Source organism: Frateuria soli (assembly GCF_021117385.1).
Lineage (GTDB): Bacteria > Pseudomonadota > Gammaproteobacteria > Xanthomonadales > Rhodanobacteraceae > Frateuria_A > Frateuria_A soli.
The window spans coordinates 1,360,218-1,385,180 of the sequence record NZ_CP088252.1 but is presented as its reverse complement, the minus strand read 5'-3'; the positions used below and the strand labels follow the sequence as shown (position 1 = coordinate 1,385,180).

The window sequence follows — 24,963 nt, the reverse complement described above, 5'->3', positions numbered from 1 at the left end:
ATGCATCTCCTGCGACGCCTCCTGCTGTGCGTGCTGATGGCCGCCGTTCCCGCGCTCCATGCGCAGGACTCGCCTGCCGGCACCGCACCCCCGGCACCCCCTGCGAAGGTGCTCGACGACCTGCGCGACCAGCTCGATACGATCAAGTCCGCACTCAAGGACAAGCCGGACGACCGGACGCTGGCCGATCTGCGCACCACCGCGCTGTCGGTACAGGGCAAGGCCGAACAGCTTGCCGCCACGCTGGCGCCGCAGATGGGCAGCCTGGACGCGCGGCTGGCCGTACTCGGCGCCGCACCGGCCCAGGGCGCGCCCGCCGAAGCGGCCGAGGTGGCCGCGCAGCGCCGGCAGCTGGACAAGGCCAAGGCGGCCCTGGACGCGCAGATCAAGCAGGCCCAGTTGCTGGGCGAGGAAGGCATGCAGCTGGCTGCGCAGGTGTCGGGCCGGCGCCGCGACCAGTTCCAGGCCCAGCTCGCCTCGCGCACGCCGACGCCGCTGGGCGGCGCATTCTGGGCCGAGCCGGCGCGCTCCCTGCCGGACGACCTGGCGCGCCTGAGACGACTCAGGGCACACATGGCCGACGCCTGGCACGACGCCTGGCAGCCACCCAACCGCCAGCCGCTCCTGCTCTGCCTGGGCGCGGCCCTGCTGCTGGTCGTCGCCGGAGGCCTGATGCTGGAACGCCTCCTGCGCTTCCTCGCCGCGCGCATGGTGCCTGACGGCCACCTGCGCCGCAGCGCGACGGCCTTCGGCATCGCCCTGGGCACGGTGCTGGTATTCGGACTGGCGGCGCAGCTCGTGCGGATGGGGCTGGACTGGAACGACACGCTCGACCCGACGCTGGACGAACTGGCCCTCTCGCTGGTGCGGCGCGTGAGCTTCGCGGCCTTCGTCGCGGGGCTGGGAGGGGCACTGCTCGCGGTCAGGCACCCGTCCTGGCGCCTGCCGACCCTGTCCGACGCCGCCGCGCGCCGGCTGCGTCCGTTCCCCGGTCTGCTGGCGGCCGCGACGCTGCTGCTGAGCGTGGTCGAGCGGATCAACAGCACGATCGGCGCCAGCCTCCCGGCCACCGTGGCCACGCGCGGCGTGATCGCGCTGGTGGTCAGCGGCCTGGTCGGCGCCGCGCTGCTGCGGCTGGGCCAGGCCCGACGCGCCCTGCTCGCCTCCGGCACCGCGCCGGCGCAGCGACCGTTGTGGGTCGGGCTGCTGGCCGGCGCGGCCGCGCTGGGCGTGGTGCTGAGCTGGACCGCCGTGGCAGTGGGCTACATCGCGCTGGCGTTCTTCCTGGCCACGCAGATGCTGTGGATCGGCGTACTGGTCGGCACGCTCTATCTGCTGCTGCACCTGGTGCACGACCTGATCGCCACGCTGCTCGCTCCGGACGGCCGCAGCGGGCGGCGGCTGCAGACGGCCTTCGGGCTGTCGCGGTCCGTGCTGGAGCAGGCCGCCACCGTGCTGTCCGGCATCAGCCGCGTGGTGATCCTGTTGCTGGCCGTCGGCGCGCTGCTGGCACCCTTCGGCACCGATCCGCAGGAGCTCGCCGCGCGGATGGGCCAGCGCTTCGGCAATCTCACGCTGGGGCAGCTCACGATCGATCCCGGCACGGTGTTCGAAGCGGTGGCGGTGTTCGTGCTCGGACTGGTTGCCGTGCGCGTGCTCAAGCGCTGGCTGGGCGAGCAACTGCTGCCCAAGACCACGCTCGAGCCGGGCATGCAGAACTCGGTGGTGACGTTGCTCGGCTACGTCGGCGGGGTGCTGGTATTCGCGTTGGCGCTGGCCGCGCTGAACGTGAGCCTGCAGAGCATCGCCTGGATCGCCAGCGCGCTCTCGGTAGGCATCGGCTTCGGCCTGCAGGCGATCGTGCAGAACTTCATCTCGGGCCTGATCCTGCTCGCCGAACGGCCGGTGAAGGTGGGCGACTGGGTGAGCCTGGCCGACGTCGAAGGCGACATCCGCCGGATCAACGTGCGCGCCACCGAAATCCAGATGTGGGACCGCTCCACGGTGATCGTGCCCAACTCGCAGCTGATCACCCAGAACGTCCGCAACGTGACCCTGGCCAACGCGCAGGGCCGCGTGCAGATCAAGCTGCCGATGCCGCTGGACACGAACGCCAGGCGCGTGCGCCAGATCATTCTGGACGCCTTCCTCGGGCACCCGACCATGCTCGACACGCCCGCGCCCAACGTGCAACTGGAGCACGTGGACACGCTGGGCATCCACTTCGTGGCCACCGGCTACGTCCCCAGCCCACGCGACGTCGGCGGCGTGCGCAGCGACCTGCTGCTGGCGATCCTGGAGCAGCTGCGCCGCGAGGGCGTACCGCTGATCCGCCCGCAGGACATGCGCATCCATCGCCTGCCCGATTCGGGCGAGACGGGCTGAGCGACGGCGACGGCGATCATGGCATTCCATCAGCGCCTGCCCGCCCCGCCGCTGGATGCCGTGGTCGAGAAGCTTTGGGACTGGGACATGCCGCCCGCCGCACATTTCTACGAGCGCGTCCTGCCGCAGCCAGGCGCGCAGCTCATCATCAATCTGTACGAAGACCAGACGCGCGTCTACACGGACGACGCCGAGCGCCGCTGCCTCGCATCCGCGGGCAGCGTGCTCGGCGGCCCGCAGCTATGCAGCCAGATCATCGACACCGCCGAGCAGATCCGCGTGATGGGCGCGGTATTCCGGCCCGGCGGCGCCGGCGCGCTGACCGGCGAGGACATGAGCGCGATGGCCGGCAGCGACGTCGATCTGGCCGACCTGTTCGGCAGCCACGCCCGCGCCCTGCGCCAGCGCCTGCTGGAGACGCCGACGGCGCAGGCGCGGCTGGCGTTGCTGGAACGGTGGCTGCAGCAGCGCATGCGCGCGCCGGGAGTGGACTCCTGCGTCGCCCATGCCCTCGCCTGGCTGGAACGGACGCCGCAGGCGGTACGCATCGGCCACCTGCTGCGCGAGAACGGGGTCTCCGAGCGGCGGCTGGCGCGCATGTTCCGCCGACAGGTCGGCTACGGTCCCAAGCAGTACGCGCGGCTGCTGCGCTTTCGCGCCGTGGTGGCCCAGGTGCACGCACTCGACCGCGTCGACTGGGCGGGCGTGGCCGCCGATGGCGGCTACTGCGACCAGGCCCACCTGGCCCATGAGTTCCGCCGCTTCGCCGGCGTCACGCCCGGCGCCTTCATGACCCGGCGCGGGCCCTACCCCAACCACGTGGCGCTCGATTGAGGGTACGGAAATCTACAAGAACCGCCTCCGTCCATCGTCCTAGATTGGCGGCTCCCGAACCGGAGGACCCTGATGAATCGAGGATCCAGCACCATCATCCCCTGCCTGCGCTATCGCGATGCCATCAAGATGATCGATTGGCTGTGCGATGCGTTCGGTTTCCAGAAACACGCGGTGTACGAAGACGACCAGGGCGGCGTGGCACACGCCCAACTGGTCTACGGCGGCGGCATGCTGATGCTCGGAAGCGTGCGCGAGGACGGCTTCGGCCGGCTGCTGGCTCAGCCCGATGCCCTGGGCGGCCGGGAGACGCAATGCGCATGCGTGACGGTTGCCGATTGTCGCGCGCACTACGAGCGCGCCAAGGCGGCCGGCGCCGAGATCGTGGACGAGTACGCGGAGAAGGATTACGGCGGGGCCGGATACGGCTGTCGCGATCCGGAAGGCCATTTGTGGTGGTTCGGCAGCTATGATCCGTGGGGAGGATAGAAAACCGACGCCACAGCAGCTCCAGCGTCATCCGGGGAGAAGGTGGTGCGACCTTCGACTTCGCTTGACCAGCTCCCTCTGCCCTCCGGGGAGAGGGTTGGGGTGAGGGGCTCGGGCTCGCCGGGAACGCTCATCGTAAGCGAGTCACAGGAGCGCACCCTGTGCGCAACCGGAAGATGGCAGTCGCACACTGGTGCGCTTCTGCAGTGGCCTGTCCGGCTCTCGAGGCAAGCCTTGTCCCCATCACCCCAGCCCTCTCCCGGTGGGGAGAGGGCGCGGCTACCGCCACAGATCCTGGAGCAATGGTCGGTCTGGCCGGCCGGGGAGAGAGAACGCGCGCGCTATGGGTTTACTGCAACGCGCTTGAGTTCCGATTGCGGCCGCGCCACGGCATACATCTCCCACGCCATCTGCTTGAGCAGGCCCTGCCGGTCCTTGCCCTGCGCGTAAAGGTCCATGTGCGTGCGGCCGGGCAGGAACCGGAAACTCGACTTCGCACCCAGGCCATCCAGCACCGCCTTGAGCTTGTGCGCGGCACCGTCGAGGTAGAACGTGTCCGCGGTGCCGACGACCAGGTGGATCTTGCCGTCCAGGTCGGGCTTGAGCTCGGGCCAGTGCGCCTTCAGGCGCCTGGCGATGTCGTAGTGCTCGCTCCAGTAGGCGACCACCGCCGGATCGACCGCGCCGGTATCGCGATCGAACATCGGCACGGGGCGCCCGTCCGCGGCGCGCGGCGAGAACACCCATTCGAACGAGGCCATCTGCCCGCCATAGGGCCCCAGCACGCGCTCCAGCCGGGCAAAGGTCCGGTAGGTGGCCAGCACCTTGCCCTTGTCGCGCACCAGCGGATACGCGGTACCGTCGGCGCGGTGGTACACGTTGGCGTGCGGCGCGTACAGGTCCACGCCGGTGAAGTCGTGGAAATCGCTCGGGTCCGGCGACGTCGACCACGTGCCGCCGAACACTTCTGGATAGCGCGTCTGCAGCCAAAGCGTGGCCCAGCCGCCGGAGGAATGGCCGGTAAGGAAGCGCCCGGAGGGACGCGCATCCATGCGGTACCTGCCTTCCAGCGAAGGGATCAGCTCGGTGGTGAGCGCCTGCCCCCAAGGACCATTGTTCACCGAGTCGGCGAACTCGTGGGTGCCGGTCGCGCTGGATTCGTCCAGTACCACCCAGATCATCGGCGGCAGCTGTTTCTCGGCCATCGCGCCGAACAGCATGGCCGCGGTGCCGGCCTGGGTATGCAGGTCACCGCCGAAGCCGTGGGTCTGGTAGACCGTCGGATACGCGGCCCGGCCAGACCGGTCGTAGCCCGGCGGCAGCACGACCCAGCCGCGCATGTGGATGGACCTCCCCCAGAACGCGCTCAGCGCGGGGCTGACGAAATCGATCTGCTGAACCTGCTCGCGTGCCTGCGCGAGATGGTTCTTCGTCGTTTCGCTCATGTAGCGCGTGGGAAGGTCCCACAGCGCCGGCGTCGGCAGGGTTTCGGTGAGCGCCAGCGTGGGCACCCCTGTGCCCGGCAGGTGCACTTCGGCCACCTTGCTCACCAGGTCGCCCCCGTTGCGCCCGTGGTAGTTGTAGTCGTGCTGGGTGTCCAGCACGGCCTGCACGAGGTAATCGCCCGGGGGCAGTTTCGAGAAAGCGGACGGGAACGCCTGGTCGTCGGCGTCCAGCAGCACGCTGCCACCGGGCGCCAGGCGCTCGACTTCGCGCGCCGCGACCGCGGTCTGTTCCGGTGCGAACGGGCTGCTGTCCACCTCGGTGATCTTGCCGTCCCTGGCTGCGGCCCGCGCCGCCTTCGCCTCGGTGGCGAACACCAGCAACCGCCCTGCCGCCGGTTTGCCTGCCGAGGCCGGCAGGCTGACCTGGAAGAACGGGTGCGTGACCTGCGGCGCCGTCTCGCGCGCACAGGCGCCGGAGGCCAGCAGGCCGGTGAAGAGCAACGCAAACGCGCCGCGGATCGGGTTCAACATGGCAAGCGCTCCCTTCGATGCAGAGAGGCCGGTCGCCCGGCCCCGTGGAAGTCAGTCTTCCGATTCCTGGTCGTCCTTCGCCACCGGCGCCAGGCGCAGGTCCTGGAAGTCGAAACTGAAGTCGGTCAGCGGCGAGATCGGTTCCATGCGTGCCTCGCGTACGTGGCCGTCCTCGTCCAGCGCGAAGGTCACGAAGGCATCGGCGTTGAGCGTGCGGTCGTCCCAGCGCACGGTGAAGGTGTCGTGCTGCCAGGGCGTCATGGTGCCGACCAGTTGCGGCGTGTGGCCGAAGCGCATGCGCAGCTTGCCGCCTTCGCGGCTGACGACGACGTCGCCGTACCACGGATCACGGTAGGTGCCCGCGTAACCGGCCAGCGGCAGCGAGGGTTTGCTTTTCCTGTCGCGCGCGGCCTCGTGCTTGGCCATGCTGTCGTCGGCCTTGGCCTGCGCCTTCTTGACCGCCTTGTCGTAGGCGGCGATCCAGTCGGTCTTCCTGTCCGGGTTGAGATACGCGTCGAGCACGCGGTAGGTGATGGCGTTGAAGGCGGCGCCGGATTCGGCGTTGGTCAGCACCACCACGCCGAGCTTGAGTTCCGGCACCAGCGTCACGCGCGAGACCATGCCCGGCCAGCCGCCGGTGTGCCACACCAGCTTCTTGCCCTGGTAGTCGGAGAGGAACCAGCTTTCGCCGTAGCCGAAGAAGTCGGGAGTCACCGCGGCCAGCTCGGGCACCTGCGCCTTGCTGATCCGGATCGGCGTGAGCATCGACCACATCTCATGCTGGCTCTTCTCGGAGAACAGCCGCTGCGGCTTGCCGTCCGCGCCGGTCGTCGGCAAAGCGCCACCGGCCAGCTGGACGTTCATCCACTTGGCCATGTCGTGCACGCTCGCATAGATGCCGCCGGCGCCCGGATCGTTGAGCCAGGCCATCGGCGGCACGGGCTTGAGATCCTTGAAGTCGGCCTTGGCGTGGCCGGTGGCCACGTCCATGCCGGGCTTGAGGTAGGTCTTGTCGATCAACGACTCGTCCATGCCTACCGGCTTGAAGATGTGGTCGCGCACGTAGTCGGCGTAGCTCTGGCCGGAGGCCTGCTCGATCACCAGCGTGGCCACCGCGAAGAGGATGTTGTCGTAGGCGTAGCCGGCGCGGAAGCTGTTCTCGATCGGCACCTTGGCCAGCCGCTCGACGACGTCCCGGGTGGTGTAGTCGGTCGGTGGCCAGTACAGCAGGTCGCCGGCGCCCAGCGACAGGCCGCTGCGGTGCGCCAGCAGGTCGCGGATGCGCATCTCGTGCGTCACGTAGGGGTCGGACATGCGGAACCATGGCAGGTGCTCGATCACCCGGTCGTCCATGGAAAGCTTGCCCTGCCCGGCCAGCTGCTGCAGTGCGGCGGCGGTGAACGCCTTGGTATTGGAGGCGATCGCGAACAGCGTGTGCGCATCGACCTTGTCGCCCTTGCCCAGTTCTCGCAGTCCGAAGCCCTGCTCCATCACCACGTGCCCGTCCTTGACGATGGCCACGGCGATGCCGGGCACGTCGAAGGTCGTGCGTGCGCTGTCCACGTAGGCCCCGAAATCGGCCAGTTGCGGCGGCAGCATCGGGCGCACGGTGTCGCCGGTGGAGACCGGCGGCGGCAGCGGCTGCTGCGCGGGCGTCTGCGCCAGCGCGCCGGTGGTGACGAACAACAGGGCACAGGCGGCCGCCAGGCGGGTGGAAAAAACAGGCTTGGTCATCGAACGGCTCCGCTTTGAGAACGCCCCACTATCGCGGCAAAACCCGTACGGCGCCAGCCTGCCGCGTCCGCCCCACCGACGGGGAGAAGGACGTTGTCCAGGGCCGCCGGGATCGACCCGCGGTTGCCCAGGCCGGTATCCACGTCTTCCGGGCGCGCCAGGTCCTGGCACCCTGCGCAGGCGCTGCCCGCCGCGCCGACTCGCCCGACCGCCCTTGCGGCAACCCGCCCCCGACCGAACCCGCGCACCTTGGCGTGGGCCATCACGCATCCTGCGGTCTGCCCGCAAATCACGCGCTCACGCGACCGACCACGGCGACATGGCAGGATGGCTGCCCGCCGCAGGAGCGTGACCATGGCACCCACCCGCACCGCATCGCCCCAGGCGTCGATCCGCGTCGGCATCGGCGGCTGGACCTTCGCGCCCTGGCGCAACAATTTCTATCCCGCCGGCCTGGTGCAGCGACGCGAACTGGAGTACGCCAGCCGCCACCTGCGTGCGATCGAGATCAACGGCACGTTCTACGGCGCGCAGAAGCCGGCCACCTACGCCAAGTGGGCGGCGGAGACACCCGCGGGCTTCGTGTTCGCGCTGAAGGCGCCGCGCTACGTAGTGGAGAGCCGGAAACTCGCCGCCGCCGGCAAGGGTATCGAGGCCTTCGTGTTTGGCGGCATCGCGGAGATGGGCGACCGGCTGGGGCCGATCAACTGGCAATTGGGCCCCTCGCGGCCGTTCGACGAAGACGACATCGCCGGCTTCCTCGATGCCCTGCCGCGCGAGCTCGACGGCCGGCCGCTGCGCCATGTACTGGAAGTGCGCCACCGCAGCTTCGCGAGCGAGCGCTATGTGGAGCTCGCCCGCTCACATGGCGTGCCCACGGTGTTCACCGACGCGACGAAGTATCCCTCGTTCGCCGACCTCACCGGCGATTTCGTCTATGCGCGTCTGATGCGCAGCGCGCCGGACGAGCCGGACGGCTATCCGTCCCCGGCACTGGATGCCTGGGCCGATCAGGCACGCGCCTGGGCACAGGGCAAGGACACTGACGGCCTGCCGCATGCCGGCGAACTGCAACCGCCCGCGTCGGCACGGGACGTGTTCATCTTCTTCATCAGCAGTGCGAAGGAGCGCAACCCGGCGGCGGCGATGGCCCTGCAGGCGCGCGTGGACGCGGCCTGACGGAGCCGCACTGAGAGGATGTTTACGGTCGTTTGCCCCTCGCGTCACGGCACATGAGGCAGGCTGGGAATCGTCGCGAAGACGACGATTCCCCCAACCGCCCAGGAGATTCGCCATGACCATCCAATCGACCGGCTACAACGCAGGCAACCCCAACCGCGCAGGCATGGGCACCGGCCCGGTGCTGGCCTCGAGCACGCTCAGCGGCGAGAACGTGCGCAACGCCGCGGGAGAGGATCTGGGCGAGATCAAGGACCTGATGATCGACACCGCCAGCGGCACCATCCAGTACGCCGTGCTGTCCTTCGGCGGCTGGCTCGGCATGGGCGACAAGCTGTTCGCGGTGCCATGGGACGCGATGCGGCTGGATACCGAGAACCACTGCCTGGTGCTGGACGTTTCCAAGGACCGCCTGAAGGATGCCCCGGGATTCGACCAGGACAACTGGCCCGATTTTGCCGATTCGACGTTCACCAACCGCATCAGCAACTACTACCACTAAGGCCCTTGTGCCTGCTTCACCCGGGGGCGTCGCATCGCGGCGCCCCCGTCGCGTGCGCTCCCGATACACTGCCTGCCCGCCACCCAGCCGCACGCCAGCCATGCAGACGCTCACCTTCCAGCTCGATCGCGATTACGTCGAGCTCAATCAGTTGCTCAAGCTCGTCGGGCTGTGCGACAGCGGCGGCGCCGGCAAGGTGCTGGTCGCCGGCGGCGAGGTCCATGTCGATGGACAGGCGGAGCTGCGCAAGACCTGCAAGATCCACGCGGGCCAGACCGTGAGCCTGGGCGACGTGGAAATCCACGTGTTCTGACGTAACCGGGCGAACGCGGCCGGCGAATCCCTTGCGAGCATGGCTGCATCCCATCCGGGCATGCATCCGTAAAGCTCCCAGCGACGTCGCTCGGAGGTATCCGCATGTCCACCCGATGGTTTTCCCTGATCCCACTGGCAGCCGCCCTGCTGGCCGGCTGCGGCGCGTCCGGAGCGGCGAGCGCCGACGGCGTGGCCCATCTGCCCGATCCGCGACTCGACCCCGCGCCAACTCGCCCCGGCGAACAGGTCGCGGTGTTCGCCGGCGGCTGTTTCTGGGGCGTCGAAGCGGTGTTCGACCACGTCCGCGGCGTGCGCGAGGCCTGGTCCGGCTACGCCGGCGGCGCGGCCGACACGGCCACTTACGCCCAGGTCAGCGACGGCGACACCGGGCACGCCGAGTCGGTCAAGGTGGTCTACGACCCGGCCAAGGTCAGCTATGGCCAGTTGCTGAAGGTGTTCTTCGCGGTCGCCCACGATCCCACCCAGCGCAATCGCCAGGGGCCGGACGTCGGCAGCCAGTACCGTTCGGCGGTGTTCTACGCCACGCCGCAGCAGCAGCGGGTCGCCCAGGCCTACATCGCCCAGCTCACCGCCGCGCACGCATTCACCGCACCGATCGCCACCCAGGTCGTGCCACTGAAGGGCTTCTATCCGGCCGAGGGCTACCACCAGAACTTCGCGGCCCTGCATCCGGACAACGCCTACATCGTCTACAACGACGCGCCCAAGGTGGCCCACCTGAAGCAGTGGCTGCCGGCGCTCTACCGCCCGCGGGAACAGAGGGTGCAGGTGCGCCTGCACTGACCGGAACCAGGCGATACCCCGCAGGACGGGCTTCCCACCGTTCATCACCAGATCCGGCGGGCTGAAACCCTCGCCACGCAGGCGCGATGGATCAGCGGACCGGGGGCACCAGCCGCAGCCTGGCCGAACCCGGGCGCTGGCCGGGGCGCAGCATGCGCTCGATCTCCTGCACTTCCAGTGCCCGCGCGTACAGGTAGCCCTGGCCTTCGGTGCAACCGGCGCGCAGCAGGAACTCATGCTGCGCCTCGGTCTCGATGCCTTCAGCAATGGCGCACAGGCCTAGCCGCTTGGACAACGCCAGCATCGCCTCGACGATGGCCGCGTCGTGCGAGCTGCCCGGCAGGCCGTCGACAAAACTCTTGTCGATCTTGAGGAACGCAATCGCCGGCAACTTGAGATAGGCCATCGAGGAGTAGCCGGTGCCGAAGTCGTCGATCGCCACGCCCACGCCCAGCGCATGCAGGGCGTTCATGGTCCGCTCCATCTCGTCGCCCAGGCGCAGGATCGCGCCTTCGGTGATTTCCAGCAGCAGGCGCTGCGGCACGACCTGCTCGGCCACCAGCCAGCGGCGCACGTCCTCGACGAAATGCGGGGCGCCGTAGGAACCGGCGGAAATATTCACCGCCACGCGGATCGGCGGCAGGCCCTCTTCGTCCCACTGGCGCATCTGCCGGGCGACGGCCTGCAATACCCATTCGTCGACGTGGCGGATCAGGCCCAGTTTCTCGGCCATCGGGATGAACTCGGCAGGCGATACCTCGCCACGCGCCGGATGGCGCCAGCGCAGCAGCGCCTCGACCGCCACCACCTTGCCATTGCGCAGGTCCACGCTCGGCTGATAGACCAGCCGGAACTCGCCGCGCGCGAGCGCCTGGCGCAGTTCCGCCGCCAGCGCGAGACGCTTGCGCGCATCGGCCTGCATCATCGGCGAGTAGAACCGGTAGGTGTTGCGTTCCTGCGTCTTGGCCGCGTACATGGCGGCGTCGGCATTGGCGATCAGCGTGACCGGATCGCCGCCGTCGAGCGGATAACCGGCGATGCCGATGCTGGCGCTCAGGGCCACCTCGTACTCGCCCACCTTCATCGGTTCGGCGAGTATGCCCAGCAGGCGCTGGGCCAGCGTACTGGCCTGCTCGCGCGAGACCAGCCTGCCGATCAGCACGGTGAACTCGTCCCCACCGATGCGCCCGGCCACGTCGTGCTCGCCCAGGTCGCGGCTGATCCGCTCGGCCACGTGCACCAGCAGGCGATCGCCGATGGCGTGGCTGTAGCTGTCGTTGACCACCTTGAAGGCGTCCAGGTCGATGAACAGCACGGCCACCGCGCCGTGCTCGCGGTCGGCGGTGCCGATGGCCAGCGAACACTGGCGCTCGAACTCGGCGCGATTGGCAAGACCGGTCAGCGGATCATGCGTGGCCAGGTACTCCAGCCTGCGCTGGTTCGCCTTGGTGGTGCTGATGTTCGTGAACACCGCCACGTAGTGCTGTACGCGGTCTTCGACGTCGCGGATCACGCTGATGCTGAGCAGTTCGGGAAAGACGCTGCCATCGGCGCGCTGGCTGTGAACCTCGCCCAGCCAGTTGCCGCCGGCTTCCAGGGCCTGCCAGATCGAAGGCGGCAACGGGGAACCGTCGGGCAGCCGCCGGGTTTCGTCGAAACGACGCCCCTGCACGTCCTGCAGCGACAGGCCGGTGATCGCCACGTGCGCGGCGTTGACCGAAAGCACCCGGCGATCCGCATCGGCCAGGATCACGCCCTCGGCGATGCTCGCCAGTGCTTCGGCGGCGATGCGCCGCTCCTGTTCCAGGCTGATCCGTTCGGAGATGTCGCGCACGATCGCCTGGCGGACCGCGCGCTCGCCCCAGTGGACCAGGCTGCTCTGCGTTTCCACCGGACGGGCCGGACCCTCGCCGCCGTGCAACATGCCCTGGGTGATGCCTTCCCCCCGCGGCTGGCCGCGCTCGAACAGCTCGGCGAAGGGCGTGCCGACCAGTTCGTGACGGCCGCGCCCGGTCCATTCGGTCGCCTTGTGGTTGGCGTCCAGGATGGCGCCGCCGCGCTCGTCGACCATCACGATGGCGTCGGCCGCGCGATCGAACAACAGCCGGTAACGCTCTTCGGTGCGGCGCATGCCCACCAGCACACGTCGCGCCATCCACAGCCACAGCAGCGTCGCCAGGCAGGTAGCACCGAAGATGGCCGAATACAGCACACGGCCCATCCAGACGGCGCCTTGCGCCACTTCCTGCGAGAAGACCTTGGCGCGCGGTTCGATGAAGTCGTTCAAGGCACGGATGCGGGCCTGCTGGCGAGCAACGCTGGTGCGGTCCATTGCGCCCCGCGCGTGAGCGGCCTCCAGCTCGTGGGCGATCGCGTCCATCTGGTCAACCTGCCGGTCGACCGACCGCCAGGCCGCAAGGGCCTCCTTCATGTAGGGGCCCGAGGCGAAATGGTCGAGCATGAAGATCACGCCCGGTACCGCCGATTGCATGGTGTTGACCTGCAGCAGCGCATGGGCGACCGCGTCGCGGTCGTAGTTGCCGGACAACACGGTGTCGCGCGTCCATCGGTCGATGCGCAGGATCTCGTAGTTGCGGCGATAGGCGGCCAGGTCGGCCGCGTCGCCGCTGGCGGCATAATCGCGCAGATCCATCACGGCCTGCTTCTGCGCCTTGGACCAGATGCTCTCGCCGTTCAGGAAACCGGCGAGAGCGACCTGGACCTTCAACGTACCCCAGGTGAAGGCGAGGATCAGCCCGATGACGGCCGCAAGCCCCCACGCCAACGGCAACAGACGCCGGGGCAGCGAGGGCAAGCGAGGCACGGCAACAGGCATTCGGTCCCCTAATCCAGTGGCTGACCCGCGCAATTCTACGGGGGATTGTTCACCTGTCGTGCGCCATCAGGCCGCCGCCTCGTTCACGGTTCCGTAATCGAGCGGCTGCGCAATGCAGCGGTCGGCCAGGATCCGCATACCGGTGTAGCTGCGTTTGACGCACTCGGTGAGATGGTCCACTTCATCGGCCGCCGGGCAGGTTCCCTTGAGGGTACACACGATGTCCAGTGCTTCCCAAGGGTGCGTGTCGTCGTAGGCGGCGTGCAACTGCAGCCAGCGCAGGCTCTGCACGCGCTTGTCCGCCGGCATGCTCCGAGCATAACTGGTGCTGTCGTAGATCAGCTGCGACCACTCGCCGGTGGCTCCCTCGACCGCATAGTTGGTGGCCACGAGGCCGGCCGCCAGGCTGTCGTGCTGGCTGACCTCCTCGCACCAGTCGGCCAGCACCTGGGTGCCCTGGGCCCGCTCGCCGTACAGGACCTCCCAGCGCGGCACGCCGGCGCCCTCGGCCCAATTCAGCCAGTGCTCGGCATGGTTCTGCTCGACGCGGATGTTGCGCACCAGCCAGCGTCGGGCCATGTTGTCGCCGGGACTGCGACCGTACTGGGTCTTGAGCAGGTTGCGCGCCATGTAGGCGGGAAAGCGCTCGATCAACGGCCAGATGCCGGCCATGAAGTCGCGGGTACCCTGTCTGCCGAGCCTCAGCTCGCGCATCCGGTCCCACAACTCGTGGCGGATCACGCTCTGTTTGGCCTCCTCGCAGGCGCCGACCATATCCTGCGCCCACTGCGGATAGCTGGAAATGTCGGCCAGCGGGCCGGTCCGTTCGAAACGGTGAGTCATTGCGTTGCTCCTCTCGGGGTTTGCTGCGCGGCATTCGATTCGGGACCCGGCAAGGGGGCCCGGTTCCCCTGGCTCGCAGTGCGCCAGGAAAAGCCATGTTTCCGCTCGGCTGTCTCACGGATGGGGAATGCGCACACGCCCTCGGGCCGTTCACACGCAAGAAGGCGCGTTGCGAAGGTCCCATGTTCGCGCCTATACGCCCGCGCTTGCGTATAGGCGACGTGCCCGGGGGGATAAGTGGCCCGAGGAGCAGCAGCCTGGCAGCCGTCAGTGGCCGCCCGCTCGGTGATGCTCTACGGCACGCTCGTGCTGGCGACCGGCTTCCTGCTCGGCCCTGTCAGTCTCGCGATCCGGTCGATGCCGGGCATCCGGCAGGTCCGGGGACCGAGCCCGGGCGCCGGTAAGCGTGGCCGCTGTTGCGGCGGACGTGATGCACCTCGGGTTGCACGGCTCGAACGCGTCCATGCCGTGCCAAGCGCCTGATGCCGCCACCGAAGCAACTCTGCACGGTCACCATGTCACGCACGCGCAGGAGCCGAGCGCGGGGATTCCGCTGCCCACGGGACAGTCGACCCACGCCGTGCCACTGCCCCTGTCCAGCGGCGCGGGTTCGCATAGACCTCGTGGCAAGGCGCTGCGGCACGGACCGGCGCGCGGCCGTGACGATCAGCCGTGCGTGCCGGCGACCACCATCCAGGACACGCCGAAGCGGTCGGCCACCATGCCGAAGCTGGAGGAAAAGAAGCTCGGAGCCAACGGTTGCTGCACCTGGCCGCCCATGGCCAGCGCGTCGAACAGCTTGCGCGCCTGCGCGTCGTCGTCGGCCGTGATGGAAAGGGACACGCCCTTGAACTCGGGCCGACCGGCGGCGAAGCCGTCCGACGCCATGATCAGGGTCTGGCCGATCTGCAGCGCGGCGTGCATGACCTTGTCTGCCGGCGGCGGCTGGCCACCCGGGCAGCCGGCATCGCCCGGCGGTGCGTCGGAGTAACGCATCAAGGTGACTACCTTCGCGCCGAGCGCGTCGCGGTAGAACGCGATCGCCTCTTCGCAACGGCCATCGAAAAACAGGTAGGGCTGCACGTGCATGGGTGCTTCCTCGTCGGGAAGGAGTGGGCTTGCACTCCTCCGACGCGCGGGCGAAGCGGATTTCGACACCCGCCGTGAGTCCTCGCCTCCAGGGAAGGAGGACCGCTACCGCGATCCCGGCACAACTTCCGGCGTCCCGGTGAGCTGGCAGGCCAGCGCGTACAGCACGCGCAGGTCCTGCGCGTCCAGCGTGTCGCCGTCCATGCCGCGGAAATGGTGATGGAAGGAGCGCACCGCGGCCGCACGGTCGTCCAGCGGATAGCCGACCAGCGCCAGCGCCATCCAGGGATCGAAGCCCGGCGGCGGATCGACCAGCGGGCCTTGCGGCCACAGCCCGTAGCCGGCTTCGGCCAGGCGTTGCCAGGGAAACAGCGGACCGGGATCGTCCTTGCGACCGGGCGCGAGGTCCTCGTGGCCGATGATCTGCGTCGGCGGGATGCGCAGGCGCGTGGTGAGGTCGGCCAGCAGCCGCAGCAGGCTGTCGATCTGCGCGGGCGCGAACGGCGAGTGGCCATTGTTGTCCAGCTCGATGCCGATCGAGGCCGAGTTGAGGTCGGTGATCGTGCCCCAGCGCCCGGGACCGGCCTGCCAGGCACGCTTGCCGTCGGCGACCAGCTGGTAGATGTCCCCGCCGCTGCCGATCAGGTAATGCGCGCTCACCGGCCCGCCGCTGTTGGCGGTGCGCAGGGTGTGCAGGCTCTCCTGCACCGAGTGCTGATCGGTGAAATGGATGACGATCGCCACCGGACGGCGCTCGTCGTAGTTTGGCGATGGCACCCAGTGCGCCATCGGGTTGCGCACGGGACCGCATGCGGCCAGGAGCACGGCCAGGGGCAGGATGCGGCTGGCGCGAAACAGGGGCGCGCACATGGAGCGGACACGGGACACGGCAGTGGCCATATGGGAGGGCATCGCCCGAAGCTGCCGCAGCGGCTTGTGCCGCGTCAAGGGCGGAGGTGACCTATCCCTGACAGCCGTCCCCCTCCGGTCCGCGTGACGGCACTGGCTGCTATGGTTGCCGGCGACGCCCGGCGGACCCGGTTGCTCGCGGTCCCTCGGCCCTGCCACGCAAGGGAGCCTCAGATGCCCGCCACCACTTCGTCCATGCCGGTCCGACCGATGCTCCGCCACGCACGGCGTACCCTGCCGTTGGCCACCCTGCTTGCGTTCGGCCTGGTCACGGCCGCCCAGGCGGACGCCGGCGAGCAGGCGCGCTGGAAGCAGGAAGCCCAGGCCGTGACCATCACCCGCGACGACTGGGGCATCGCCCACGTACACGGCAGGAGGGATGCGGACGCGGTGTTCGGCATGGTCTACGCGCAGGCGGAGGACGACTTCAACCGCGTCGAGACCAACTACCTCAATGCGCTGGGCCGGCTGGCCGAGGCCGAGGGCGAGCAGGCGCTCTGGTCCGACCTGCGCCAGCAGCTCTTCATCGACCCGGTGGAGTTGAAGAAGCTCTACGCGCGCAGCCCCGACTGGCTGAAGCAGCTGATGAACGCGTGGGCCGACGGCCTCAACTATTACATGGCCACTCATCCAGACGTGCACCCGCGGGTGATCACCCACTACGAGCCGTGGATGGCGCTGAGCTTCACCGAGGGCAGCATCGGTGGCGACATCGAACGCGTCTCGCTCAAGCAGCTGCAGGCCTTCTACGGCAAGCCGCACGACGCGCCGGTGCCGGTGGCGATGGCCCAGGCGCACCCGAGCTGGGTCGAGCCGACCGGTTCGAACGGCATCGCGATCGCCCCAAGGCTCACCGCCGACGGCCACGCGCTGCTGCTGATCAACCCGCACACCTCGTTCTTCTTCCGCTCAGAGTTGCAGATGACCTCCGACGCGGGCCTGGACGCGTACGGGGCGGTGACCTGGGGCCAGTTCTTCGTCTACCAGGGGTTCAACCACCACATCGGCTGGATGCACACCTCCACGGGCGCGGACGTGGTGGACGAGTTCGCCGAAACCATCGTGCGCAAGGATGGCAAGCCGTACTACCGCTATGGCAAGGACCTGCGACCCGTCACCACGCGGGAGATCACCCTGTCCTACCGCGCGAAGGACGGCTCGATGGCCAAACGCACGTTCACCGCATACTTCACCCACCACGGCCCGATCGTGCGCGAAGCCGGCGGCAGGTGGATCGCCATGGCGCTGATGAACCGGCCGATCCCCGCGCTGGAGCAGAGCTGGCTGCGCACCAAGGCGCACGACTACGCCAGCTACATGCAGGTCGCCGAACTCAAGGCCAACTCGTCCAACAACACGCTTTTCGCCGACGACAAGGGCGAGATCGCCTACCTGCACCCGCAGTTCATCCCCAGGCGCGACGACCGCTTCGACTACACCAGGCCGGTGGACGGCTCCGACCCCGCCACCGACTGGCAGGGCCTCACGCCGCTGGACCAGGCACCGCACGTGGTCGATCCTGCCAACGGCTGGGTCTACAACACCAACAACTGGCCCTACTCCGCCGCCGGCAAGGACAGCCCGAAGAAGGCCGACTTCCCGCGCTACATGGACACCTTCGGCGAGAACCCGCGCGGCCTGCACGCCATTCGCGTGCTCACCGGGAAGGACGGCTTCACCCGCGCCTCGCTGATCACCGCCGCGTTCGATTCCTACCTGCCCGCCTTCGCGCGGCAGATCCCCATCCTGGTCGCCGACTACGACGCGCTGCCGGCCAGCGATCCGCTGAAGAAGAAGCTCGCCGGTCCGATCGCCCTGTTGCGCCACTGGGACTATCGCTGGGGTATCGCCTCGATGCCGACGTCGCTGGCGGTGTTCTGGGGCGACACGCTGTGGGACGAAGTGAGCAAGGCCGACACCGCCGAAGGCCTGTCGATCTACGACGCGATGGCCGAGAAGGCCGGCTCGAAGGCGCGCCTGGCCGCCTTGGTGGAGGCGGTCGACCGGCTGGAGAAGGACTTCGGCCACTGGGGCGTGTCCTGGGGCGAGATCAACCGCTTCCAGCGCATCAACGGCGACCTGGTGCAGCCCTTCGACGACAGCAAGCCGAGCATCCCGGTGCCCTTCACCTCCTCGCGCTGGGGTTCGCTGGCCTCCTTCGGCGCGCACCGCTGGCCAGGTACGAAGCGCTACTACGGCACCAGCGGCAACAGCTTCGTTGCGGTGGTGGAGTTCGGGCCGAAGGTGAGCGCGCGGGCGATCACCGCCGGCGGCGAGAGCGGGCATCCGCAGTCGCCGCACTTCAACGACGAGGCCGAGCGCTACACCACCGGCAACCTGCGCGAGGTGTACTACTGGCCCGAGCAGCTGAAGGGCCATACCGAACAGGTGTATCACCCGGGCGAGGGCAGGCACGTGCTCTGACAACACGACCGCAGGCACGCACCAGTGCGCGGCGGTACGCCAGGCCTTGCCCGGCGGTCGCGCACAGGGTGCGCTCCTACCGATCCTGCCGTTGAGATCGTGACCGGCGGGCTCCATCTGAAGCCGGTACAGACGCTGGAATCGCCATGACCTCGCCCATTCCGCTTCGCATCGACTTCGTCTCGGACGTGTCCTGCCCCTGGTGTGCCGTCGGCCTCGCGTCGCTGGAGCGGGCCCTCCAGCGCCTCGAAGGCACCGTGCAGGCGGACATCCACCTGCAGCCATTCGAGCTCAACCCGCAGCTTCCGGCCGAAGGCGAGGACGCTACCGAGCACCTGATGCGCAAGTACGGCATCGACATCGGCCAGGTGGAAGCCAACCGCGCGGTGATCCGCGAGCGGGCGGCGTCGGTGGGCTTCGCGTTCAACATGCGCGTGGGCAGCCGCGTCTACAACACTTTTGACGCGCACCGCCTGTTGCATTGGGCGGAGCTCGAGGGCCGCCACCTGGCGCTGAAGAAGGCACTGCTGCGCGCCTATTTCACCGACGGCGAGGACGTGGCTTCGCACGCGGTGCTGGCGCGCCTGGCCGGCGAGGCGGGGCTGGACGGCGACGAGGCGCGGCGTGTGCTCGAAACCGGTGCTTACGCCGGCGAAGTGCGCTCGCAGGAGCGGTTGTTCCAGCAACGCGGCATCCGTTCGGTGCCGGCGACCATCGTCAACGGGATGCACCTGATTCCCGGCGGGCAGCCGCCAGAGGTGTTCGAACAGGCCTTGCGCGAGATCGCCGCGTCGGCGAACCACTGACTGCAAGCCGATGGACGTCGGCCTGGTGGGCGGCCGCGTCGTGGCGAGACCAGGATCCAGGGCATTTCTTTTTGCGTATAAGGCTCCCGAAAGGACCGTTCCGCCCGCTGCGCGGCGCGCCCTTCATCTCCGCCGGCGCACGCTGGCGTCTCGTCGCCTGCCGGATCCCTGCCATGCGCCTGCATCCGTCCGCACTGTTCAGTCCCCTGGTCGCCCTGTTGTTGGCCGCCTGCACCGCCGGCGGTGACATCACCCGTCCGATCCCCACCCGGTGGGTGCCCGCCACGCAACCGCCGCACCGGCTGGTCGTGATGCTGCCCGGGCGGGGCGACGACCTGCAGTCGCTGGGCAGGCGCGGCATCGTGCAGACGATCCATGAGTACTGGCCGGACGCCGATGTGGTCCTGACCGGCCTCACCATGCCCTTCTACCGCGAAGGCCGCGCAGCCGAGCGCCTGCACGATGAGGTACTGGCCGCGGCCCGCGCGCGGCACTACGACCAGGTCTGGCTGGCGGGCATCTCGCTGGGGGGCATGGGCGCGCTGCTGTACGACCGGGCCTACCCGGGCGAGATCGACGGCATGCTGCTGATCTCGCCCTACCTGGGCGACAAGGCCATCTACCGCGAAATCCAGGCTTCCGGTGGACTGGATCACTGGCAACCCGGGCCCGTGCAGCCCCTCAGCGAGGCGAACTACCAGCGCGAGCTGTGGCGCTACATCCAGCGCTGGTCGAACGATCCCGGGCGCACGGCGTCGACATGGGTCGCCTACGGCGACAAGGAGCGCTTTCGCGACCGGGTGGCCCTGCTGGCCACACAGCTGCCATCAGGCCACGCATTCGAGCTGCCGGGGCACCATAACTGGAAGCTGTGGCAGCCGGCCGCGCGCACGCTGCTGCAGCATGCCCGGCTCGAACCGGCGCGAGCGACCGAATCGAAACAGCCCGCGGGCAACTAGCCCCGGCTGGGTATCAGCAGCCCGCGCGCCACCGCCGGGCGCGCCAGCCCGCGCTCGAGCCAGGCCGGGACGTTCGACAATTCGTCGAAGTGGACCAGGTCACGCGCCCCGTAGAAGTCGATCAGGTTGTTCACCCAGCCCAGCGTGGCGATGTCGACGATGCTGTAGTCCTCGCCCATCAGCCACGGCCGCTCGTCCAGTCGCGCCTCCAGCACGCCGAGCAGGCGTCGCGATTCGTCCACGTAGCGCTTGAGCGGGCGCTTGTCCTCGTACTCGCGACCGGCGAACTTGTGGAAAAAGCCCACCTGGCCGAACATCGGCCCGATCGACGCCATCTGGAAGAACAACCATTGGATGGTTTCCCAGCGCAAGGCCGGATCAGTCGACAGGAACATGCCGGTCTTCTCGGCCAGGTAGAGCAGGATCGCGCCCGACTCGAACAAGCCGATCGGCTCGCCGCCGGGACCATCGGGATCGATGATCGCCGGGACCTTGCCGTTGGGATTGAGCGAGAGGAACTCCGGCGTCCGGCTCTCCTCCTGCATGATGTCGACCAGGTGCGGCTCGTAGGCCAGCCCGGTCTCCTCCAGCATGATCGACACCTTCACGCCGTTGGGCGTGTTGAGCGAATAGAGCTGGATGCGGTCCGGATGCCGTGCCGGCCAACGTGCAGTGATCGGAAAGGCGGACAGATCGGGCACGGTGGTTCCTCCTTGGGGCCAACCCGGCAACATGGGGGCGCCTGCGTCGAGTGCAACGGCCAGGCATGCGCCTTCGCCTGGACGGCGTGTACCTGTCGGAGGATCCTCGGGCGGCGGACTCCATTGCGCCCGTCCTTTCCCGCAACCGGCGCGGACAACGTCGTGCCGGTGGCTTCACACGGGGTATGCATCCCACCCGGAATGGTCATGTCGGGCGCGCGACGGGGGTCGCGCGCCCGGCACGGTGGAAGCAGCCGTCTGTACGCGATGTAATACGTCCCGGGGGTACGCGATGAATACCGTTTCCGAACCGTTGCTGGGCGACGAGGGCCCGGTCTCGCCCTGGTGGTTGCGCATCCTGGGCATCGTGATGGTGGTGGGTTTCGCGCTGCTGCTGATGATCACCGCGCTGGCCTACAGGAACGCACCGCCGATTCCCGACCGGGTGGTCGATCCCCAGGGAAACACGGTGTTCACCGGCCAGGACGTCCGCGACGGCCAGGCGATATTCCTGCGCTACGGGCTGATGAACAACGGCAGTATCTGGGGCCACGGCGCCTACCTCGGCCCGGACTACTCCGCCCTGGCGCTGCACTGGATGGGCCAGGACACCGCGCGCGACATCGCGCTGCGACAGTACGGCCGCCCGCCCGAGCAACTCAACGACATGGAGAAGGCGGCGCTGCAGGCGCAAACGGCGGTGGTGATGAAGACCAACCGCTACGACGCCGCCACCGGCACGCTCCGCCTGACGGCGCCCGAGGCGGCCGCCTATCATCGCCAGGTCGGCTACTGGGCGGATTACTTCACGGCCTCGGCCCGCAATGGCGGCCTCAAGCCCGATCTGATCACCGATCCGGTGGAACTGCACCAGTTCGCTGCCTTCGTCAGCTGGGCCGCGTGGGTGTCGGTCGCCACGCGACCGGGCAAGACTTATTCGTACACCAACAACTTCCCCTATGACCCCAGCGTGGGCAACGTGCCAACATCGGGGTCGATCCTGTGGAGCGCACTCAGCCTGGTGGTGCTGCTGGGCGGCATCGCCACGGTGCTGCTGATCTTCGGCCGCTTCGAGCACCTGGGGTGGGTCAGCGAGCGGCACGTCCACCCGCAAGTGTTGCCGGGCGCGGCGAGCCCGGGCCAGCGCGCGCTGGTGAAGTATTTCGTGGTGGTGGCGCTGCTGTTCCTGCTGCAGACACTGGTCGGTGGCGCGATCGCGCATTCGCGCGCGCAGCCGGGCGACTTCTACGGCTTCCCGCTCGACTCGATCCTGCCGAGCAACCTGCTGCGCACCTGGCACCTGCAGACGGCGATCTTCTGGATCGCCACCGCCTACGTGGCTGCCGCGCTGTTCCTGGGGCGCACGCTGCGTGCCGACGAGCCGCCCTCGTTCAAGCTTTGGGTGAACCTGATCTTCGGCGCGTTCGCCGTGGTGATCTTCGGCAGCCTGCTGGGCGAATGGCTGGGCATGTCGAACCTGCTGGGCGACCTGTGGTTCTGGCTGGGCAACCAGGGCTGGGAGTTCCTGGAACTCGGCAGGGTCTGGCAGGTGCTGATGATCATGGGCCTGTTCGTGTGGTTCGGCCTGCTGTGGACACTGGCGCGCCCACGCAACGTCAGCCCGCAGGCCAAGCCGCTGGCGGCCATGTTCATGGTGGCGGCGCTGGCCATCCCGGCGTTCTACATCCCCGCGCTGTTCTTTGGAGCGCACACCAACTACACGATCGTGGACACCTGGCGCTTCTGGATCATCCACCTGTGGGTGGAGGGCTTCTTCGAGCTGTTCGCCACCACCGTGGTGGCGCTGACCTTCTTCCAGCTCGGACTGACCCGGCGTAACACGGCGCTGCGGGTGATCTATCTGGATGCGATCCTGTACTTCCTCGGCGGCCTGGTGGGCACCGGCCACCACTGGTACTTCAGCGGCCAGACCCAGGTCAACCTGGCCCTGGCCGGCATGTTCTCGGTGCTGGAAGTAGTGCCGCTGACCCTGCTCACGCTGGACGCCTGGGCCTTCGTGCGCGCCACCCGCGCCGAGTGCGAGGAATGCGGCCACGCCATCAACATTCCGCACAAGTGGACCTTCTACTTCCTGATGGCCGTGGGCTTCTGGAACTTCGTCGGCGCCGGCGTGTTCGGCTTCCTGATCAACCTGCCGATCGTCAGCTACTACGAGGTCGGGACCATCCTCACGCCCAACCACGGCCACGCGGCGCTGATGGGCGTGTTCGGCATGCTGGCGATCGCGCTGATGGTGTTCGTGCTGCGCCAGGTGCTGGACGACGCGCGCTGGGCGCAGGTGGAGAAGTACGTGCGCACGTGCTTCTTCGGCAGCAACATCGGCCTGGTGCTGATGCTGGCGCTGAGCCTGTTCCCCGGCGGCATCCTGCAGGTCTGGGACGTAGTCCAGCACGGCTACTGGCATGCGCGTGGCCTGGAGTTCACCGCCAGCGCCGCTGCCCGCACGCTGGAATGGCTGCGGCTGCCTGGCGATCTGGTGTTCATCGTTTTCGGCGCGGTGCCGCTGCTGATCGCGGGAATCAAGGGCTGGCAACTGATGCGCGGGCAACCGGCCGGGACCGGCGTCACGCCCTCCCGCTAGGGTGCACCCGTGCGCGACCGCCATGCCTGCCTGTCGCAGGACTGGCGGCCCCGCGCACGGGAACTGCTCAGGCGAACTGCGGTGGCGTGGATGCCGCTTCCTGCCCGGGCATGAAGTACTCGTGCAGGTACTTTTCGCCCTCGTCGCAGAATGCGGTCACCACCGTCTTCAGTTCCGGAAAGCGCTCGCGCACGCGCTTGGCCGCGAGCAGGTGCGCGCCCGAACTCGGGCCGCACAGCAGGCCATGGCGACGTGCCAGGTGACGCATGGCATCCACCGCATCCTCGCTGGATACGCTGAGCACCTCGTTCACCAGCCCCGCATTGCGCTGGAAGATGCCGGGTACGAAGCCGTCGGAGATGCCCTCGATGGTGTGCGAGGCGATCTCCCCGCACAGGATGGTGCGCGACTCGCTCGGCTCCATCGCGAACAGGCGCACCTGCGGGTTGGCCTCGCGGAACGCCTGGCCGACGCCCACCAGCGTGCCGCCGGTGCCCACGCCCAGCACCAGTGCGTCGGGCAATCGCCCGGATGGCAACTGGGCGAGGATCTCCGGGCCGAGGATCAGGCGGTTCTCCTCCACGTTCCACTCGGACTCGAACTGGCCGGGGAAGAAGAATCCGGGCTGCCGGCCCAGTTCCCGTGCGCGCTCCAGCGCCTGGTCGACGTGGAAGTTTCCGCAGAACAGCACGTCGGCGCCGTAGGCGCGCGAGATCGCGACGCGCTCGCTGGACAGTCCCTCGGGCATCACCACCAGCATGCGGTAGCCCTTGATCGCGGCAACCATCGACAGCGCGTTGCCGGTGTTGCCGCTGGTCGCCTCGACAATGGTGTCGCCGGGTCTCAGCAGGCCTTCCTCCTCCGCCCGCTCGATCATGTACTTGGCGATGCGCGCCTTGATCGAGCCGGAGGGATTGAGGAACTCGAGTTTGGCGAAGATCCCCTCGACCTCGAGCAAGGGCGTGTCGCCCACGGCGTCGAGGATGCTGGACGAAACGCCCTGGTATCGCGTGGTCATGGTGCTCATGGGGCGTCCGGGTGCGAGTGCTGCTGCATGACGTCCAGCGCCAGCGCGGAATGGGCATAGGCCCCGCCGGCACGCATCTCGGCAGCCACCCAGATGGCCTCCATGATCTGCTCCCCGGTGGCACCCCGCCTGAGCGCCTCGGTGGTGTGGCCCTTGATGCAGTACGGGCATTGGGTGACGTGCGCCACGGCCACCGCGATCAGCTGCTTGGTCTGTGCCGCCAGCGCTCCCTCCGCGAAGACCGCGGCGCTGAACGCCTTGAAGGCCTGCAACGGCTCCGGGGCAAGTTCCCGGCGCTTGCGCGCGAGCGCGGCGGTGGACTCGGGGTAAAGCGGCTGCGTCATGTGTGATCTCCCTGGACGGGCTCGCCCGGTTCTGCAGCGCCAAGCGTCCAGCTGGGTGGGTCGCTGGCGGGAAAACTCTGTGCCAGTTCGTCGTCGATCCTGTGCTCGGCCGCCCGGCGCATGTCTGCGTTGTCGGGCGGCGGCGAGCGAAAAAGTGGCTTGTTCACGGGACCTCCTCACGGGGCGGTGCGCCACGCCATCCACG

Annotated in this window: 21 protein-coding genes; 11 read left to right on the top strand and 10 right to left on the bottom strand. The window is 68.5% G+C overall.

From position 1 onward, the window contains the following. From LQ771_RS06400 to LQ771_RS06390, 3 genes are all read left to right on the top strand, one after another. A complete protein-coding gene (locus LQ771_RS06400) occupies positions 1-2,385 on the top strand; it encodes a DUF3772 domain-containing protein (RefSeq protein WP_231351863.1) in 2,385 nt (794 codons plus the stop codon). 18 nt (positions 2,386-2,403) lie between these two features. After that, complete coding sequence (locus tag LQ771_RS06395; protein ID WP_231351518.1) at positions 2,404-3,219, top strand: helix-turn-helix domain-containing protein; 816 nt, start codon at positions 2,404-2,406, stop codon at positions 3,217-3,219. A 72-nt stretch (positions 3,220-3,291) separates the two neighbouring features. Beyond that, positions 3,292-3,708: a VOC family protein gene (locus LQ771_RS06390; RefSeq protein WP_231351517.1), complete on the top strand. Its 417-nt coding sequence runs from the start codon at positions 3,292-3,294 to the stop codon at positions 3,706-3,708. A gap of 341 nt (positions 3,709-4,049) precedes the next feature. Here the strand turns inward: LQ771_RS06390 and LQ771_RS06385 are convergent, their stop codons facing one another. Together LQ771_RS06385 and LQ771_RS06380 are read right to left on the bottom strand one after the other, a co-directional pair. Further along, positions 4,050-5,684 carry an alpha/beta hydrolase gene (locus tag LQ771_RS06385; protein ID WP_231351516.1) on the bottom strand — a complete coding sequence of 545 codons (1,635 nt, stop codon included), beginning with the start codon at positions 5,682-5,684 and terminating at the stop codon, positions 4,050-4,052. 51 nt (positions 5,685-5,735) lie between these two features. After that, positions 5,736-7,418, bottom strand: a complete 1,683-nt coding sequence (locus LQ771_RS06380; protein ID WP_231351515.1) for a serine hydrolase — start codon at positions 7,416-7,418, stop codon at positions 5,736-5,738. A 354-nt stretch (positions 7,419-7,772) separates the two neighbouring features. Here LQ771_RS06380 and LQ771_RS06375 point away from each other — a divergent pair, with 354 nt between their 5' ends. The 4 genes from LQ771_RS06375 to msrA all read left to right on the top strand — a co-directional run bounded on the left by LQ771_RS06375 (position 7,773) and on the right by msrA (position 10,218). After that, entirely contained in the window at positions 7,773-8,597 is an 825-nt protein-coding gene (locus tag LQ771_RS06375; RefSeq protein WP_231351514.1) for a DUF72 domain-containing protein, read from the top strand. A 115-nt stretch (positions 8,598-8,712) separates the two neighbouring features. Continuing rightward, on the top strand, positions 8,713-9,099 hold the full coding sequence (locus tag LQ771_RS06370; RefSeq protein ID WP_231351513.1) for a PRC-barrel domain-containing protein: 387 nt from the start codon (positions 8,713-8,715) through the stop codon (positions 9,097-9,099). Positions 9,100-9,199: 100 nt separating this feature from the next. Then, positions 9,200-9,412 (top strand): RNA-binding S4 domain-containing protein, encoded by a 213-nt coding sequence (locus tag LQ771_RS06365; RefSeq protein WP_231351512.1) that lies wholly within the window; start codon positions 9,200-9,202, stop codon positions 9,410-9,412. Positions 9,413-9,516: 104 nt separating this feature from the next. Further along, positions 9,517-10,218, top strand: coding sequence for a peptide-methionine (S)-S-oxide reductase MsrA (gene msrA, locus LQ771_RS06360; protein WP_231351511.1), 702 nt, complete (start codon positions 9,517-9,519; stop codon positions 10,216-10,218). A gap of 91 nt (positions 10,219-10,309) precedes the next feature. Here the strand turns inward: msrA and LQ771_RS06355 are convergent, their stop codons facing one another. From LQ771_RS06355 to LQ771_RS06340, 4 genes are all read right to left on the bottom strand, one after another. Continuing rightward, entirely contained in the window at positions 10,310-13,042 is a 2,733-nt protein-coding gene (locus LQ771_RS06355; RefSeq protein ID WP_338030351.1) for a putative bifunctional diguanylate cyclase/phosphodiesterase, read from the bottom strand. Between the two features lie 78 nt (positions 13,043-13,120). After that, positions 13,121-13,897: an iron-containing redox enzyme family protein gene (locus LQ771_RS06350; RefSeq protein WP_231351509.1), complete on the bottom strand. Its 777-nt coding sequence runs from the start codon at positions 13,895-13,897 to the stop codon at positions 13,121-13,123. Positions 13,898-14,563: 666 nt separating this feature from the next. After that, positions 14,564-14,986, bottom strand: coding sequence for a VOC family protein (locus LQ771_RS06345; protein ID WP_231351508.1), 423 nt, complete (start codon positions 14,984-14,986; stop codon positions 14,564-14,566). A 105-nt stretch (positions 14,987-15,091) separates the two neighbouring features. Next, positions 15,092-15,856: an N-acetylmuramoyl-L-alanine amidase gene (locus tag LQ771_RS06340; RefSeq protein WP_231351507.1), complete on the bottom strand. Its 765-nt coding sequence runs from the start codon at positions 15,854-15,856 to the stop codon at positions 15,092-15,094. 213 nt (positions 15,857-16,069) lie between these two features. Here LQ771_RS06340 and LQ771_RS06335 point away from each other — a divergent pair, with 213 nt between their 5' ends. The 3 genes from LQ771_RS06335 (at position 16,070) to LQ771_RS06325 (ending at position 20,084) form a co-directional block, all read left to right on the top strand. Then, positions 16,070-18,319 (top strand): penicillin acylase family protein, encoded by a 2,250-nt coding sequence (locus tag LQ771_RS06335; RefSeq protein ID WP_425491325.1) that lies wholly within the window; start codon positions 16,070-16,072, stop codon positions 18,317-18,319. 146 nt (positions 18,320-18,465) lie between these two features. Then, positions 18,466-19,125 carry a DsbA family oxidoreductase gene (locus tag LQ771_RS06330; protein WP_231351506.1) on the top strand — a complete coding sequence of 220 codons (660 nt, stop codon included), beginning with the start codon at positions 18,466-18,468 and terminating at the stop codon, positions 19,123-19,125. A 173-nt stretch (positions 19,126-19,298) separates the two neighbouring features. Beyond that, entirely contained in the window at positions 19,299-20,084 is a 786-nt protein-coding gene (locus LQ771_RS06325) for an alpha/beta hydrolase (protein WP_231351505.1), read from the top strand. On the opposite strand, the gene LQ771_RS06320 is transcribed toward LQ771_RS06325, so the two are convergent. Continuing rightward, positions 20,081-20,785, bottom strand: coding sequence for a glutathione S-transferase N-terminal domain-containing protein (locus LQ771_RS06320; RefSeq protein WP_231351504.1), 705 nt, complete (start codon positions 20,783-20,785; stop codon positions 20,081-20,083). The two genes, LQ771_RS06325 and LQ771_RS06320, sit on opposite strands and share 4 nt — an antisense overlap. Before the next feature lie 292 nt (positions 20,786-21,077). Between LQ771_RS06320 and LQ771_RS06315 the strand changes: the two genes are divergently transcribed. Then, complete coding sequence (locus tag LQ771_RS06315) at positions 21,078-23,387, top strand: nitric-oxide reductase large subunit (RefSeq protein ID WP_231351503.1); 2,310 nt, start codon at positions 21,078-21,080, stop codon at positions 23,385-23,387. A 67-nt stretch (positions 23,388-23,454) separates the two neighbouring features. Here LQ771_RS06315 and LQ771_RS06310 read toward each other — a convergent pair whose 3' ends face one another. Genes LQ771_RS06310 through LQ771_RS06300 form a run of 3 tightly spaced genes read right to left on the bottom strand, consistent with a single transcriptional unit; the run spans position 23,455 to position 24,925 of the window. Further along, entirely contained in the window at positions 23,455-24,414 is a 960-nt protein-coding gene (locus LQ771_RS06310) for a PLP-dependent cysteine synthase family protein (protein ID WP_231351502.1), read from the bottom strand. Further along, positions 24,411-24,758 (bottom strand): carboxymuconolactone decarboxylase family protein, encoded by a 348-nt coding sequence (locus LQ771_RS06305; RefSeq protein ID WP_231351501.1) that lies wholly within the window; start codon positions 24,756-24,758, stop codon positions 24,411-24,413. The genes LQ771_RS06310 and LQ771_RS06305 overlap by 4 nt, the downstream gene beginning before the upstream one ends. After that, on the bottom strand, positions 24,755-24,925 hold the full coding sequence (locus LQ771_RS06300) for a hypothetical protein (protein WP_231351500.1): 171 nt from the start codon (positions 24,923-24,925) through the stop codon (positions 24,755-24,757). Before LQ771_RS06300 ends, LQ771_RS06305 begins: the two co-directional genes overlap by 4 nt. Between the last annotated feature and the right edge of the window lie 38 nt (positions 24,926-24,963).